Source organism: Lentzea sp. NPDC005914, from assembly GCF_040629405.1.
In the GTDB taxonomy this organism is placed as follows: Bacteria; Actinomycetota; Actinomycetes; order Mycobacteriales; family Pseudonocardiaceae; genus Lentzea.
Genome location: NZ_JBEXVQ010000009.1, coordinates 102924 through 116241, shown reverse-complemented (window position 1 = coordinate 116241; position 13318 = coordinate 102924). Strand labels below are relative to the sequence as shown.

Below are 13318 nucleotides of genomic sequence, written 5' to 3'. Positions count from 1 at the left end.
ACCGCCGATCCCAGCACCGTGACCGCACCGGACGAACATCGCCTCGAGGAGTCCCAAGAGCTCATCGACGAGGCCAAGAAGATCGCCCGCGAGCTCCGCGAGGAGGTCCCGGACACCGAGGCGGACCCTCCGGAAGAGGGCTCGCCCGCCAACTAGTGGCGAGCTAGAGCGACCAGGGCGGCGTGATCGTCTGCCCGTCGGCCAGCGTGCCCTTGATCCCCACCGAGGTCGCGACGACGACCCGCGCGGGTCCGCCGGTCAACGACAGCTCGGTGTTCGCGGGCACCACGATCACGTCACCGGGCCCTGCCGTCTGCTCCTGGATCGTCACCGACCCGGACAGCACGTAGAACACCTCTTCGCACGAAGCGGAGTGCGGCGTCCCGTCGCCGCCTTCCGGCACGTCGACGGTCCACAACGCGATCTCGGAGCTGCCGCGCGACGGCACGGCCAGCGATCTGAACTCGAACCTGCCGAACGAGTGGGATGCGGCGGAATCCCCCGTAACCAGCAAGATGACCTCCAAAGTAGTCAACTAGGTTGTCTAACCTTAGAATAAGGTCAACCAGGTTGTCTACAGGGGGATGTGAATGGAACCGGTGACGATGCTGCTGGCCATGTCGTACCGGGCGATCGGCGACCAGTTCCACGACCGTCTCGAGCAGATCGGCCTGGAACCGCTGCGCCCGGCCCACGGCTACGTCTTCCGGCTCCTCAAGGCGAAGCGCGCCACGACCGTCGACATCGGACAGCACCTCGGCGTCACCAAGCAGGCCGCCGCGAAGATCGTCAACGAGCTCGACGAGTGGGGCTACGTCACCAGGGAACCGCACCCCACGGACAAGCGGGCGCAGTACGTCACGCTGACCGGCAAGGGCCGCGACTACCTCAGGCTCGCCGACAACCTGTGGTCGGACCTCGAGAACGAGATGGCCGAGGCGATCGGCCCCGGCACCCTCGACACCATCAAGCAGGGCCTCACCGCGTACCTGCAGCACGTCCACGGCGACGACCAGCCAGGCCTGCGCCCTGTTTGGTGATCAGAACACCTGCGTCAGCGCGATCACGCCGAACACCGCGAAGATCACCCCGGCGACCCGCTGGATCCAGTGCGTCGGCAACCGCCCGGCGAGCTTGCGTCCTACCAGGACAGCCAGACCGGCCACGGCGACCAGGGCCAGCCAGGCGCCGAGACCGACCATCAGCGGCTCCCCGTAGCGAGCGGTGATGCCGGCGGTCGCGAGCTGCGACGCGTCACCCCACTCGGCCGCGAACAGCACGCCGAACGACGTCAGCGCCGCCCGCCAGAACGGCACGTCGGTGCGCACACCGGCCTCGTCGGCGGAGTCGGCTTCACGCGAGAACCCCTCCTTCAAGAGCAGGAACGCGCCCACGCCGAACAGCAACGCCACGATCCCCGCGACCAGGCGGTCCGGGAGCAGCGTGATGGCTGAGCCGAACGCCGCGCCGACCACCGTCTGCACGGCGAAGGCGGCCACGACGCCGACGAACACCGGCCAGCCGCGGTAGCGCGTGGTCAGCACCAGGGTCGCGACCATGGTCTTGTCAGGGAGCTCGACGAGGAACACCACCGCGAACGCGGTGATGAACGCGAGCAATGAGGTGGCCAAGAGATTCCTCCACGTCCGAATACGAGCCCGGACGGAGGCGCAACAGACCCCGACCAGGCGTGCTGCAGCCTGGCCGGAGGTCTCGTTCGCCCGCTTAAGAACGGGTGTGGGACCGGATCTGCACTAAGGCGGATCAGTATGTCGATCACCACGCCACCGGCTGAGAACTCCGGTGGGAACTACTCCCCTCTGGCGCATCAATCGTAACCGACGCATGTCACCCGAAAGGCGTGACTTCGCGCACGGGACCTTGGTCCCGAGCCGGAACGGGACCGTCGTACCTGATGGTCCTCATGATCCACACATACGCTCGGAAGCGTGGACGTACTCGAACTCGCGCGGTGGCAGTTCGGCATCACCACCGTCTACCACTTCCTGATGGTGCCGCTGACGATCGGTCTCTCCGTGCTGGTCGCGGGGATGCAGACCGCGTGGGTGCGCACCGGCGACGAGCGCTACTACAAGATGACGAAGTTCTGGGGGAAGCTCCTCCTGATCAACTTCGCCATGGGCGTCGTGACGGGCATCGTGCAGGAGTTCCAGTTCGGCATGGCCTGGAGCGCCTACTCGCGGTTCGTCGGTGACGTGTTCGGCGCGCCGCTCGCGATGGAGGGGATCGTCGCCTTCTTCGTCGAGTCGACGTTCCTCGGCCTGTGGATCTTCGGCTGGGACAAGCTGCCGAAGAAGGTCCACCTCGCCTGTGCCTGGGCGTTCAGCCTGGCCACGATCGCGAGTGCCTACTTCATCCTCGCCGCCAACTCGTGGATGCAGCACCCCGTCGGCATCGAGATGCACGAGGGCCGCCCGCGCCTCACCTCGATCTGGGCCGTGCTGACCAACAACACGGTGCTCGCCGCCTTCCCGCACACCATCGCGGGGGCGTTCGCGGTGGCCGGCGCGTTCCTCGTCGGCATCGCGGCCTGGCACCTGCACCGCAAGTCGGAAGAAGAACGCGTCTGGCGCGGCTCGCTCAAGCTCGGCACCTGGGTCGGCGTGGTCGCGTTCGGCGCACTGGCGATCACCGGTGACTGGCAGGGCAAGCTGATGTTCGAGCAGCAGCCGATGAAGATGGCCGCCGCGGAAGCGTTGTGCCACACCGAACAGCCCGCGAGCTTCAGCATCTTCGCGTACGGTGACGTCGCACGGCCCGACTGCGAGAACGTCAAGAGCATCACGGTGCCCGCACTGCTGAGCTTCTTGGCGCACAACGACTTCAGCAGCGAGGTCAAGGGCATCCAAGATCTTGTCCCGCTGTACCAGGAGAAGTACGGCACCAACTACCCGGTCGACCCCAAGCTCGGCGAGCTCAGCGGCAAGCCGATCGACTACGTGCCGGCGCTTCCCGTGACGTACTGGGGCTTCCGCCTCATGATCGGGTTCGGTGGGATCTCGGCCGGACTGGGTGTCTTCATGCTGTGGCTGACGCGCAAGAACCGGACGCCCACCGGATGGTGGTTCCCGGTTCTGGGCCTCGCCGGCATCGCGACTCCCTTCCTGGCCAACAGCTTCGGCTGGATCTTCACCGAGATGGGACGGCAGCCGTTCGTGGTGGTGCCCAACCCGACTGGTGTGGACGGTGTCTGGATGTTCACCGCGCGGGCCGTCAGCGGCATCTCGCCCGGCGAGATCCTGACCTCGCTCATCGCGCTGACCGCGGTCTACAGCGTGCTGGCGGCCATCGAGTTCTACCTGATCCGCAAGTACGTCAGAGGCGGGATTCCCGGCGTACTGCCCCACAAGTCAGACGACGGCGCCCTGGCGTTCGCGTACTAGGGGAGAGGCGACGTGGAAACGCTCTGGTTCGTGCTGATCGCCGTGCTGTGGCTCGGCTATCTGTTCCTCGAAGGTTTCGACTTCGGCGTCGGCATGCTGCTGCCGGTTCTGGGACGCAGCAACCAAGAACGCCGGGTCATGATCAACACCATCGGGCCGGTGTGGGACGGCAACGAGGTGTGGCTCATCGTCGCGATCGGTGCCACGTTCGCGGCGTTCCCCGGCTGGTATGCGGCGCTGCTGAGCGCCGCGTACCTGCCACTAACGTTGTTCCTCATCGCGTTGATCGGGCGCGGGGTCGCTTTCGACTACCGCGGCAAGGTCGAGTCGGCGCGCTGGCGCAAGGCCTGGGACACCGTGATCATCGTCGGCTCGTGGACCGCGACCCTGTGCGTCGGCCTGCTGATCTCGACCACGGTGCTGGGCCTGCCGATCGACGCGCACGGCGACCGCGTGGGCTCGGCGTTCGCCGCGTTCCGGCTCGACACGGTCGTCGGCGCGCTTGCGTTCGCCGGCTACGCGCTGGTGCACGGTGCGGTCTTCACCGCGTTGAAGACCGAGGGCGAGATCCGCGACCGGGCTCGCCGCGTGGGGCTCACGCTGGCGCCGGTGGCACTGCTCCCGTTGATCGCGCTGCTCGCGATCGTCGCGGGGCTGTGGGCCGGTGTGGTCGTGCTGGTGCTCGCCGCGGCGATGTGGCGGTTGCTCGCGAACCGCGACGGCCAGTCGTTCGCGTTGATGGGACTGGCGATCGCGGCGAGCGTCGCGATCCTGTTCGGCTCGCTCTACCCGAACGTGCTGCCGTCGACGCTCAACGACGCGTGGTCGCTCACGGTCGCCAACACCGCTTCGAGTCCGTACATGCTGCAGGTGATCACCTGGGTCGCCGGGTTCGGCACGCCCGCGGTGATCGTCTACCAGGGCTGGACCTACTGGGTGTTCCGCAAGCGCATCGGCGTGCGGCACATCCCGGTGAACTGACATGCGAGGCCCGCTGGGGGCACTTCCCCAGCTCTCCAGGAACGCCAGGCGCGCCCTCGTGGGGGTGGGCGCCCTGGCGTTCCTCAACGCTCTCGCGCTCGTCGCCCAGGCCGTCGCGCTGGCGTCGGTGATCACGACTCGCGAAGGCCTGCCGCTTCTGGCCGTGGCGATCCTCGCGCGCGCAGGTTTTTCGTGGGCAACGGAAAGCGCGGCCGCCCGTGCCGCCGCCGGTGCCAAGGAAGAGCTGCGGACCCAGCTGCTGGCCAAGTCGTTCGAACGCGGCCCCGGCTGGATCGCCGACCGCGGCACGGCGGAGCTGTCGGTGCTCGCGACCAAGGGCCTCGACGCGCTGGACGCCTACTTCACCCGCTACCTGCCCGCACTGGTCACCGCCGTGATCGTGCCGCCGCTGGTCGGCGCGTGGATCCTCTTCACGGACTGGCCGTCGGCGGTCCTGATCGCGGTCACCGTGCCGCTGATCCCGGTCTTCGCGGCGCTGATCGGCTGGTACACCGAGAAGCGCGTGCAGAAGGCCGCGGACGTCACCGAACTCCTGTCGGCCCAGCTCCTGGAACTGCTCAGGGCTCTCCCGGTCCTCACCGTCTTCGGCCGCGCCAAGCAGCAGGCCGCGGCAGTTCGGCAGATCGGCGAGCAGCACCGCAAGGCCACGATGGGCACGCTCAAGATCGCGTTCTTGAGCGCTCTGGTCCTGGAGATCGCCGCTTCGCTGTCGGTCGCGTTGATCGCGGTGGGCATCGGCATCCGGTTGGTGGACGGCGACCTGACCCTGATGACCGCGCTCGTCGTGCTGATCCTGGCGCCCGAGTGCTACCTGCCTCTGCGCGCCGCCGGAGCGGCTCACCACGCCAGCGAGGACGGCCTGGAAGCGGTCCGCCGCGTCGCCGAGGTGGTCGAGCACGAGGACAGGACCCGGCCGCGGGTGCCAGGAGGTTCCGTCCACGTCGACAACCTCCGCGTCCTGCGCCGAGACGGGTTCGCGCCGGACGGGGTCAGCTTCGACGTGCGGCCGGGGGAGATTTATCGACTTGAAGGTGCGAGCGGCGCGGGCAAGTCGACGACGTTCCAGGTGCTGCTGGGCTTCCTGGAACCGACGGACGGCACCGCTTTCGTGGCCGGCGACATCGCCTACGTGCCGCAGAAACCCGCGTTCGCCGCCGCCACGCCGCGGGCCGAGCTGGAGCTGACGGTTCCTGGTGCGGACGACATCGAGGAGGTCGCGCACGAGGTCGTGGCGGCGCATCTGCTCGACCGGCAGATCACCGATCTCTCGACGGGTGAGCGCCAACGGGTCGCAGTCGCGCGCGCCCTGCTGAGGGTTCGTCACGGCGCGACGGTGCTGTTGCTCGACGAACCGACCGCCCACCTCGACCCGGTGACAAGTCGCAAAGTCGACAAAGCGATCAAGAGAGCCAGCGATACCGCGGCCGTCGTCCTCGCCTCGCACCGCGACAAGGAGGCGACCGAGGACGAGACGTTCACCAGGGTCGTTACCGAGGAGACCAAGCGGGAACGCCCGAAGCGCCTGCCGATCCCGTGGAAGGGTTCAGGGCTGGGCGTGCTGGCGACCGTCGCCGGCATCGCCCTGACCGCTTTGGCCGCTCACCTGATCGCGCGGGCCGCCGAGATGCCGCCGATTCTGACGCTGTCGGTGCTGGTCGTGGGCGTGCGGACGTTCGCGCTGAGCAAGGGCGTCCTCCGGTACGTCGAGCGGCTGGTCACGCACCACGAGGCGTTCCAGCTGGCCACGAACCTGCGCGCCGAGCTGTGGTTGCGGCTCGTACGCACCCAGCGGCGTGATGGCCTGCAACGACTCGTCGACGACACCGACACCGTTCGCGATCTGGTGCCGCGCGTGCTCGTGCCGCCGGTCGTGGCGCTTGGCGCAGGTATCGCGACCACGATTCTGTTCGCGTTCATCGACCCGGCCGCCGCGCTGACTTTGGGCGGGTTGCTGTTGGCAGCAGGCATCTCCGCGCCGGCCGTCGCCGTGTGGACCGAGCGCCGGGCCAGCACGAAGCTCGCCAGAGGCCGCCGCAAGGTCGCCCGTGACACGATCAACGCACTCGCCGCCGCACCGGATCTCATCGCGCACGACACCCACCACCGCGTGTTGGAGCAGCTCCAAGCCGAGGACGCGGAACTTGCCGGGGAGACCCGCAAGCAAGCGTTTGGCACGGGCGCTGCCACCGCGATCGTCCTGCTCGCGACCGGTGCGGCGGCCCTGATCTGCGCCACCACCGGCAACCCGGTGCTCGGCCTGGTCCCGCTCGCACTCGCCGAACCGCTGGCAGCTTTGCCGCTCGCCGCACAGCAGCGCAGGGCGTTGCAGGAGGCCAGCGCGAGGCTCCAGTTCGATGCGCCAGAGCGTCCGGAGGCACCGAAAGGCAAGCGGATCCGGCTGGAGAACGTCGACGTCCGCTGGCCCGGCGCGACCGAGCCGACGCTCAAGGACCTCCACCTCAACATCGAGCCCGGCATGCACGTCGCGATCGTGGGACCGTCGGGCAGCGGCAAGTCGACGCTGTTCGCGCTGCTCCTGGGGTTCCTGCAGCCCGAGCGCGGGATCGTGGAGCTGCCCAGGGCGACCTGGTGCCCGCAGGAGCCGATGCTCGTCAGCACGACCGTCCGGGAGAACTTGCGGATGTCGGGCCGGCACGACGACGAGCAGCTGCGCAGGGCATTGGAACTGGCCTGCCTGCCGGAGTGGACGGACCGGCTCGACACGGTGATCAGGCCTGATCAGGTCTCGGGTGGCGAGGCGCAAAGGCTTGCGCTTGCGCGTGCGTTGCTGCACGACGCCGACGTGGTCCTGCTCGACGAGCCCACCGCCCACCTCGACGAACCGACCGCGCGGAAGCTGTTGGATCAGCTCAGGCGCGACGGCAGGACGATCTTGCACATCACCCACCGTCCGGACGAGGCCGCGAGGGCGGACCTCGTGCTGGACCTCGGCACGCCCGCATACCGTTGAGGACCATGGACCCCTCCCTGGCGCGGCGCGTGCTCGTCGCGTCGACCGAGATCACGTCGGCGGCGCTGGAAGACCCGGAGAACGTGCTGCGGCTCGTGGTGGAGGCGGCCGCGGAGATCGCGGACGCCGACCTCGGGCTGGCCATGCTCGCCACGGAGGACGACGACGGCACGCTGACGGTCGAGGCGTCCAGCGGCGAGCCGGTCGTGGCGACGTTGAGCCCGCGCAGTGCTGCCGCCAAGGCCGCGCGCACCGGGGTCCCGGTGATGGCCGACGACGTGACCAGCGATCCGCGCACGGCCCCATACGTGCCGCACGCGCTGCGAGGCTACGGACCGTTCGCGGTCGCGCCGTTCGGAACCTCGGACCGCAAGATCGGCGCTCTGGCGGTTTATCGCCGTAGAGACAAACCGCCGTTCACGCAGGAGACGGTGGACGTGCTGTCGGCGTTCGCTGCTCAGGCGGGGCTCGCGGTGGTGCTCGCGGAGGGCTTCACGGCACGGCAGCGCGTCGCGGTCTACGAGGAGCGCGAACGGATCGCCCGCGACCTGCACGACGTGATCATTCAGCGGCTCTACGGCGCCGGCGTGCAGCTCAGCCTGCTGGAACGGCGGCTGGGCAAGAAGCTCGACTCGGGTCAGCGCGCCAGGATCAACGAAGCGGTCGACCTGGTCGACGAGACGATCGCCGAGGTCCGCGCGACCGTCCGGAAGCTGCGCAACACCGACCCGGCCGACTCCGCGGACCTGCTCGACTCGATCAACGCGGAGGCCAGGACGGCCGGCGAGTTGCTCGGATTTTCGCCGCGCCTGCACGTGGCCGGCGACCTGGCCAACGTGCCGCGGCGTCACGCCGACGACGCGCGGGCGGCGTTGCGTGAGGCGTTGTCGAACGTCGTGCGGCACTCAGGAGCGACACACGTGCAGATCGACGTACGGCGCGATGAGAAGCATCTGGTGCTGCGAGTCGCGGACAACGGGTGCGGCATCCCGTCCGGTGTGACTCAACGCGGTTTGCGTCATCTCGCTGAACGGGCGAAGTCCGCGAGTGGCGATTTTCGCGTCGTGAGTTCGCCGAACGGGACGACGCTCACCTGGTCCGTCCCCGTTTAGCCACCCATGCGGCGGCTTGCGTCCGTCGTTGCATGCCGAGTTTCGCGAGCACGGACGTCACGTAGTTCTTCACGGTCTTCTCCGCGAGGAAGAGACGTTCACCGATTTGGCGGTTTGTCAGGCCTTCACCGATGAGCTCGAGCACGCGCTGTTCCTGATCGGTGAGGCCAACCGGGGCTGGATTGCGCATCCGTTCGAGTACTCGACTTGTGGTCGCGGGGTCCAGAAGGGACCGTCCTGCCGCGACCTCGCGCACGGCCGTCACGACGTCCTGGCCGCGAACCTGCTTGAGCAGATAGCCAGACGCACCGGCCATGATGGCTCCTACCAACGCCTCCTCGTCGTCGAACGCCGTCAGCACGAGGCAGCGGATGCCGAGATCGCGCAGCGACCGGCACAGGTCCACACCACTGCCGTCGGGAAGCTGAACGTCCACGACGGCCACATCGGGCGGTGTCCTTTGAGCCCGAGCAATCGCTTCGTCGACGGATCCGGCCTCGGCTATGACCGAGATGTCCGTCTCGTCGTCGAGCATCTCGCGCAGACCTCTGCGAACCACTTCGTGGTCGTCAACCAACAAAACTCGCACTGGCACGAATCCACCGTACGTCGAATGGCTGTTCCTGAGCGTGACTCGGATTGGCACAGTTCTTGTCATGGCAGAAGGCTCGGTACGACCGGTCGAAGAAGCGGATCGCATAGTTGTCGCCCGATTGGTACTGGAGCTATGGGGAGCGCACACCTCCGTCGCGCACGGCGAGGTGTTCTTCCCCGCGAGTCTGCCGGGCTTCCTCGTGGAGAAGCAGGGTCAGGTACTGGGTCTGCTGACCTACGCGGTGGCGAACCACCAGCTGGAGATCGTCACGATCGACGCGCTTCGGCGGGGCCGTGGCGTCGGCACCGCGCTGGTCGACGCCGCGGTTCGTCAGGCACGCACGCTCGGGTGCACTCGGGTGCGGCTGACGACCACCAACGACAACCTCGACGCGATCCGCTTCTACCAGCGGCGCGGGTTCAAGCTCTCGGCGTTGAGACCAGATGCGGTGCGCGAGGCGCGCAAGCTCAAGCCCGAGATCCCCGCGGTTGGGGATTTCGGTATCCCCATCACAGATGAGCTTGACCTGGAACGATGGGTCGCGCCTCGGCAGTAGTCCACAGGCATCCACAACCTTGTCCACAGGGTTGTGCACAAGCTAGACGTGGAGCGGGTTGAACGCCTCGTCCCACGCGGCCGCGACCTGATGCGCGCACGTGGACGGCGCGACGCCTCCGACCCCGGTGCCGAGGCCCGGCATCGCGATGGTGCGGACGGCGTCGCGCACCGGCGTGCCGTCCTCGAGACGACCTTCGAGCCAGAGCCGCAGGACCGCCCGCGCGGCCAGGTACGGGTGGACGGTGTCGACCGGCAGCCGCTCGCCGGGCCGGCGCATGGTCGGTGCGCTGATGAGCCACGCCGGCTCGGTCTCGCCCGTCGCCACGATCTGCGCCTCGCCCACGGGGAGCTCGCCGCCGTGCAGCGTGAGGACCGCGCTGCGGACGTTGTTCTCGACCTCGGGGAACGCCGTGGCGTAGACGGCGTCGATGCCGCCGCGCATCCAGCCCTGGGAGTTGGCCGGGCTGACGATGGCCTGCGCGTGGATGTCCAGCACGGACCCGCGATGCACCCGCACTCCGGCGCGTCCGTCCGCGACGGCGAGCCAGGCGTTCGCCATCGGTTCGTCGACCGCGCACAACACGAGTTCTGGCGCTAGAGCGGGCACGCCCCAAGCATTCCAGTTCGAACGGTCCTGACGGAACCCAGGTTTGGCGGCAGACACAGGCGTGATTTGCGCCTCTGATCGCCGCACTACGCTGACCCGATGCCGCGCATTGCGTACTTCGGACCACAGGGGACCTTCACCGAGCAGGCAGCTTCGAGGTTCGAGGGCGAGCTGGTGCCGTTCGAGACCATCCCGCTCGCCATCGCCGCGCTGCGCAAGGGCGAGACCGAGTTCGCGTGCGTGCCGATCGAGAACTCCGTCGAGGGCGCCGTGCCCGCGACGCTGGACGCGCTCATCCGCGACGAGCCGGTCGTCGCCGTGGCCGAGTCCGTGCTGGACGTCAGGTTCAGCGTCCTGGTCCGTCCGGGGACGACTTCGATCGGGACGATCGCTTCGCACCCGCACGCTCTGGCCCAGGTGCGCGAGTGGATCGCTTCTTCGCTGCCCGGTGTCACGTCGATCGCGACTTCTTCGACCGCTGCTGCCGCTGCGGCCGTGGAGCGCGGCGAGTTCGACGCGGCCGTGACCGCCCCGGTCGCCGTGAACCACTACGCGCTGGACGAGTACGCGACCGACGTGCTGGACGTGGCCGACGCCCGCACCCGCTTCCTGCTGCTGCGCCGACCGGGCGCATTGCCTGAGCCGACCGGAGCAGACCGCACGAGCGTCGTCGTGACCACCCCCGACCGCATGGGCGTGCTGTCCGAGCTGCTCACCGAGCTGGCGTTGCGTGGCATCAATCTCACCGGCCTCGAATCGCGCCCCACGAAGGGCAAACTGGGGGAGTACCGCTTCTACATCGACGTCGAGGGGCACATCGCAGAACCGAGGATCGGTGACGCGCTGGCCGCGCTGCACCGACACTCGCGCGAAATCCGGTTCCTCGGGTCCTTCCCGAAGGCCGACCAGAGGCCTGTCGAGGCCCACAACGCCGAGTTCGCCGCAGCATCCGACTGGGTCGATGCTGTCAGAAAGGGCGAACGCGGGTGAGGTTGCTGCTGGTCAGGCACGGTGAGACGGCGTCGAACATCGAACGCAAACTGGACACGGCCATGCCAGGTCCTCCGCTCACCGAGCTCGGCCAGAAGCAGGCCCGCGAACTGTCCGACGTCCTGGTCGGCGAGGACATCTCCGCCGTCTACGCGAGCATCGGCCTGCGAGCCCAGCAAACCGCTTTGCCGACCGCCGAACGCCTCGGGCTGCCCGTGCAGATCCTGGACGGCATTCACGAGATCCAGGTCGGGTCCTTGGAGGGCCGCAACGACACCGAGGCCTACAAGACCTACCTCGACACCGTGATCAAGTGGGCCGAGGGTTCGCTGGACGTGGCGTTCCCCGGCGGGTGCGAGACCGGGCAGCAGGTGCTGGACCGCTTCCTCGGCGCGATCGAGTCGATCAAGCAGGACGGCACCGTCATGGTGGTGACGCACGGTGGCGCGGGCCGGATGGGTGCGTTGGCGCTGGCGTCGAACGTGCCGGTGGAGCTGGCGGAGAACCTGCTGCCGAACACCGGCGTCGTCGTGCTGGAGACCGAGGGCGACGGCTGGGTGTGCCGCTCCTGGGCGGGCGTCGAGCTCTAGCCCCAGCCCAGCTCGTGCAGGCGCGCGTCGTCCACCCCGAAGTGGTGCGCGATCTCGTGCACCACGGTGATGGTCACTTCCTCCACCACGTCCTCCTCGGAGTCGCAGATCTCGAGGATCGCCTCGCGGTAGATGAAGATGTGGTCCGGCAGCGCACCGCCGTAGTCCGTGCTGCGCTCGGTCAGCGCGATCCCCTGGTACAGCCCGAGCAGTGACGGCTCATCGGGATTGCGGTCCTCGACCAGCACCACCACGTTGTTCATCGCGTGCGTGAACTCCGGCGGGACCAGGTCCAGGGCCTCCTCGACCAGCTCGTCGAAGCGAGCCCTGGTCATCTCGACGGTCATCTGTTCTCGGTGGTCGTGGTGGGCGCGCTCGAGGACGACGACGGCTTGTCGGGCTTGCCGGACTCCGAAGGCTTGCCCGATTCGGAGGGCTTGCCGGATTCGGAGTGCAGCGGGGCGCCGGTAGGCTCGTCCTGCGGCCTGACCGAGGTGGTCTGCGGCGGGTTCGCGGTGGTCAGCGGGGCGCCGTTGGGGTTGCGGACGCTGTCCTTCCACGCCACGAGGTTGTTGCCCTGGGGGACGGCGCCGATCTTGCAGTTGGCCTTGCGCGAGCCGACGGCCCAGCTCTTCTCGGAGCGGGTGTCCCAGGTGACGAGCAGGCCCTTGGCCTTCAGGTCGGCGCCGCCGGTGTACTCGGCGACGATGGCCGCGCACTTCTCGGACATCTCCGAGTCCTGCTTGTCGATCGGCATGAACTCGCCCTCGGGGTGCTGGACGATGCCGACGATCTCGAACGCGTGCGGCTGGGCGCACTCCACCGGGTCGCCGACCGTGTTGTTCTCGCCCAGCGCGACGCACACGCCGGGGTCGTAGACGTTCGACTGGTCCTGGGTCTTGGCGCTGCCGAACGACGGCAGGGCGGCCCCGGACGGCGCGGTGACCTGCAGGCCGCAGCGGATCTGGCGGTAGCCGGTCGACCAGCGGTGCTCGTCCGGGTTCAGCGTGCTGACGCCGTACTTGCCCTCGGGGTCGAGCTTGCCGCCCATGTACGAGGAGGTGGCCTGCGCGCAGTGCTCCTGCGAGATCTTCTCCCAGGCCTCCGCGTTCGGGAACGGCGCTTCCTTCGGGTACGCGCCGGCGATGTCGGCGGTGCCGGTGACCTCGAAGCGGTGAGCGGCGCCGCAGTCGACCTTCTGCGCGTCGGAGAGGTCCTTGCGCTCCCAGTTCAGGCACTCGCCCGCCACGGCCTGGTACGCGGCGTTCACCTTCTCGCGGCTGGAGCCCAGCGGGCCTCCTGCCAGCACGGACGTGAACGCGGACAACATCAACAGCATGAACGCGCCGAGGAAAGCGCCGACCATCACAAGCCGCGTGTCGCGGATGTGACCAGATCGACTCAACCAACCGGCGCTCGGAGACATCTCATCCATGATGCCTGTGCTGTGTGAGGCGGCTGTGCGCCGGGTTGGGTCGAGTGTTGCTAT

General features: G+C 68.3%; 15 protein-coding genes. 9 read left to right on the top strand and 6 right to left on the bottom strand.

The genetic code is table 11. From position 1 onward, the window contains the following. Positions 1 to 18 precede the first annotated feature (18 nt). Entirely contained in the window at positions 19 to 156 is a 138-nt protein-coding gene (locus ABZ345_RS15235; RefSeq protein WP_359847823.1) for a hypothetical protein, read from the top strand. A gap of 7 nt (positions 157 to 163) precedes the next feature. On the opposite strand, the gene ABZ345_RS15230 is transcribed toward ABZ345_RS15235, so the two are convergent. Further along, entirely contained in the window at positions 164 to 535 is a 372-nt protein-coding gene (locus ABZ345_RS15230) for a cupin domain-containing protein (protein WP_359847820.1), read from the bottom strand. 55 nt (positions 536 to 590) lie between these two features. Between ABZ345_RS15230 and ABZ345_RS15225 the strand changes: the two genes are divergently transcribed. After that, complete coding sequence (locus ABZ345_RS15225; RefSeq protein ID WP_359847817.1) at positions 591 to 1040, top strand: MarR family winged helix-turn-helix transcriptional regulator; 450 nt, start codon at positions 591 to 593, stop codon at positions 1038 to 1040. Here the strand turns inward: ABZ345_RS15225 and ABZ345_RS15220 are convergent, their stop codons facing one another. Then, positions 1041 to 1619, bottom strand: coding sequence for a TMEM165/GDT1 family protein (locus ABZ345_RS15220; RefSeq protein ID WP_359848322.1), 579 nt, complete (start codon positions 1617 to 1619; stop codon positions 1041 to 1043). Positions 1620 to 1949: 330 nt separating this feature from the next. Between ABZ345_RS15220 and ABZ345_RS15215 the strand changes: the two genes are divergently transcribed. From ABZ345_RS15215 to ABZ345_RS15200, 4 genes are read left to right on the top strand one after another with little or no spacing between them, the layout of a single operon-like run. Then, positions 1950 to 3404 carry a cytochrome ubiquinol oxidase subunit I gene (locus ABZ345_RS15215; protein WP_359847814.1) on the top strand — a complete coding sequence of 485 codons (1455 nt, stop codon included), beginning with the start codon at positions 1950 to 1952 and terminating at the stop codon, positions 3402 to 3404. A gap of 12 nt (positions 3405 to 3416) precedes the next feature. Then, the gene (gene cydB / locus ABZ345_RS15210; RefSeq protein ID WP_359847812.1) at positions 3417 to 4385 is read left to right on the top strand and encodes a cytochrome d ubiquinol oxidase subunit II; all 969 of its coding nucleotides are present in this window, start codon (positions 3417 to 3419) and stop codon (positions 4383 to 4385) included. Between the two features lies 1 nt (position 4386). Then, a complete protein-coding gene (gene cydD, locus ABZ345_RS15205; protein ID WP_359847810.1) occupies positions 4387 to 7377 on the top strand; it encodes a thiol reductant ABC exporter subunit CydD in 2991 nt (996 codons plus the stop codon). Positions 7378 to 7382: 5 nt separating this feature from the next. Further along, positions 7383 to 8489, top strand: coding sequence for a GAF domain-containing sensor histidine kinase (locus ABZ345_RS15200; protein WP_359847807.1), 1107 nt, complete (start codon positions 7383 to 7385; stop codon positions 8487 to 8489). Here the strand turns inward: ABZ345_RS15200 and ABZ345_RS15195 are convergent. After that, a complete protein-coding gene (locus tag ABZ345_RS15195; RefSeq protein ID WP_359847804.1) occupies positions 8467 to 9084 on the bottom strand; it encodes a response regulator transcription factor in 618 nt (205 codons plus the stop codon). The two genes, ABZ345_RS15200 and ABZ345_RS15195, sit on opposite strands and share 23 nt — an antisense overlap. 61 nt (positions 9085 to 9145) lie before the next feature. Between ABZ345_RS15195 and ABZ345_RS15190 the strand changes: the two genes are divergently transcribed. Further along, entirely contained in the window at positions 9146 to 9640 is a 495-nt protein-coding gene (locus ABZ345_RS15190; RefSeq protein WP_359847802.1) for a GNAT family N-acetyltransferase, read from the top strand. A gap of 42 nt (positions 9641 to 9682) precedes the next feature. Here ABZ345_RS15190 and ABZ345_RS15185 read toward each other — a convergent pair whose 3' ends face one another. Beyond that, positions 9683 to 10201: a macro domain-containing protein gene (locus ABZ345_RS15185; protein ID WP_359848320.1), complete on the bottom strand. Its 519-nt coding sequence runs from the start codon at positions 10199 to 10201 to the stop codon at positions 9683 to 9685. A 147-nt stretch (positions 10202 to 10348) separates the two neighbouring features. Here ABZ345_RS15185 and pheA point away from each other — a divergent pair, with 147 nt between their 5' ends. Together pheA and ABZ345_RS15175 are read left to right on the top strand one after the other, a co-directional pair. After that, on the top strand, positions 10349 to 11239 hold the full coding sequence (gene pheA / locus ABZ345_RS15180) for a prephenate dehydratase (protein ID WP_359847799.1): 891 nt from the start codon (positions 10349 to 10351) through the stop codon (positions 11237 to 11239). Continuing rightward, entirely contained in the window at positions 11236 to 11829 is a 594-nt protein-coding gene (locus tag ABZ345_RS15175) for a histidine phosphatase family protein (RefSeq protein WP_359847796.1), read from the top strand. The genes pheA and ABZ345_RS15175 overlap by 4 nt, the downstream gene beginning before the upstream one ends. Here the strand turns inward: ABZ345_RS15175 and ABZ345_RS15170 are convergent. Together ABZ345_RS15170 and ABZ345_RS15165 are read right to left on the bottom strand one after the other, a co-directional pair. After that, complete coding sequence (locus tag ABZ345_RS15170) at positions 11826 to 12176, bottom strand: metallopeptidase family protein (protein ID WP_359847793.1); 351 nt, start codon at positions 12174 to 12176, stop codon at positions 11826 to 11828. The two genes, ABZ345_RS15175 and ABZ345_RS15170, sit on opposite strands and share 4 nt — an antisense overlap. After that, the gene (locus tag ABZ345_RS15165) at positions 12173 to 13195 is read right to left on the bottom strand and encodes a septum formation family protein (RefSeq protein WP_359847790.1); all 1023 of its coding nucleotides are present in this window, start codon (positions 13193 to 13195) and stop codon (positions 12173 to 12175) included. Before ABZ345_RS15165 ends, ABZ345_RS15170 begins: the two co-directional genes overlap by 4 nt. Between the last annotated feature and the right edge of the window lie 123 nt (positions 13196 to 13318).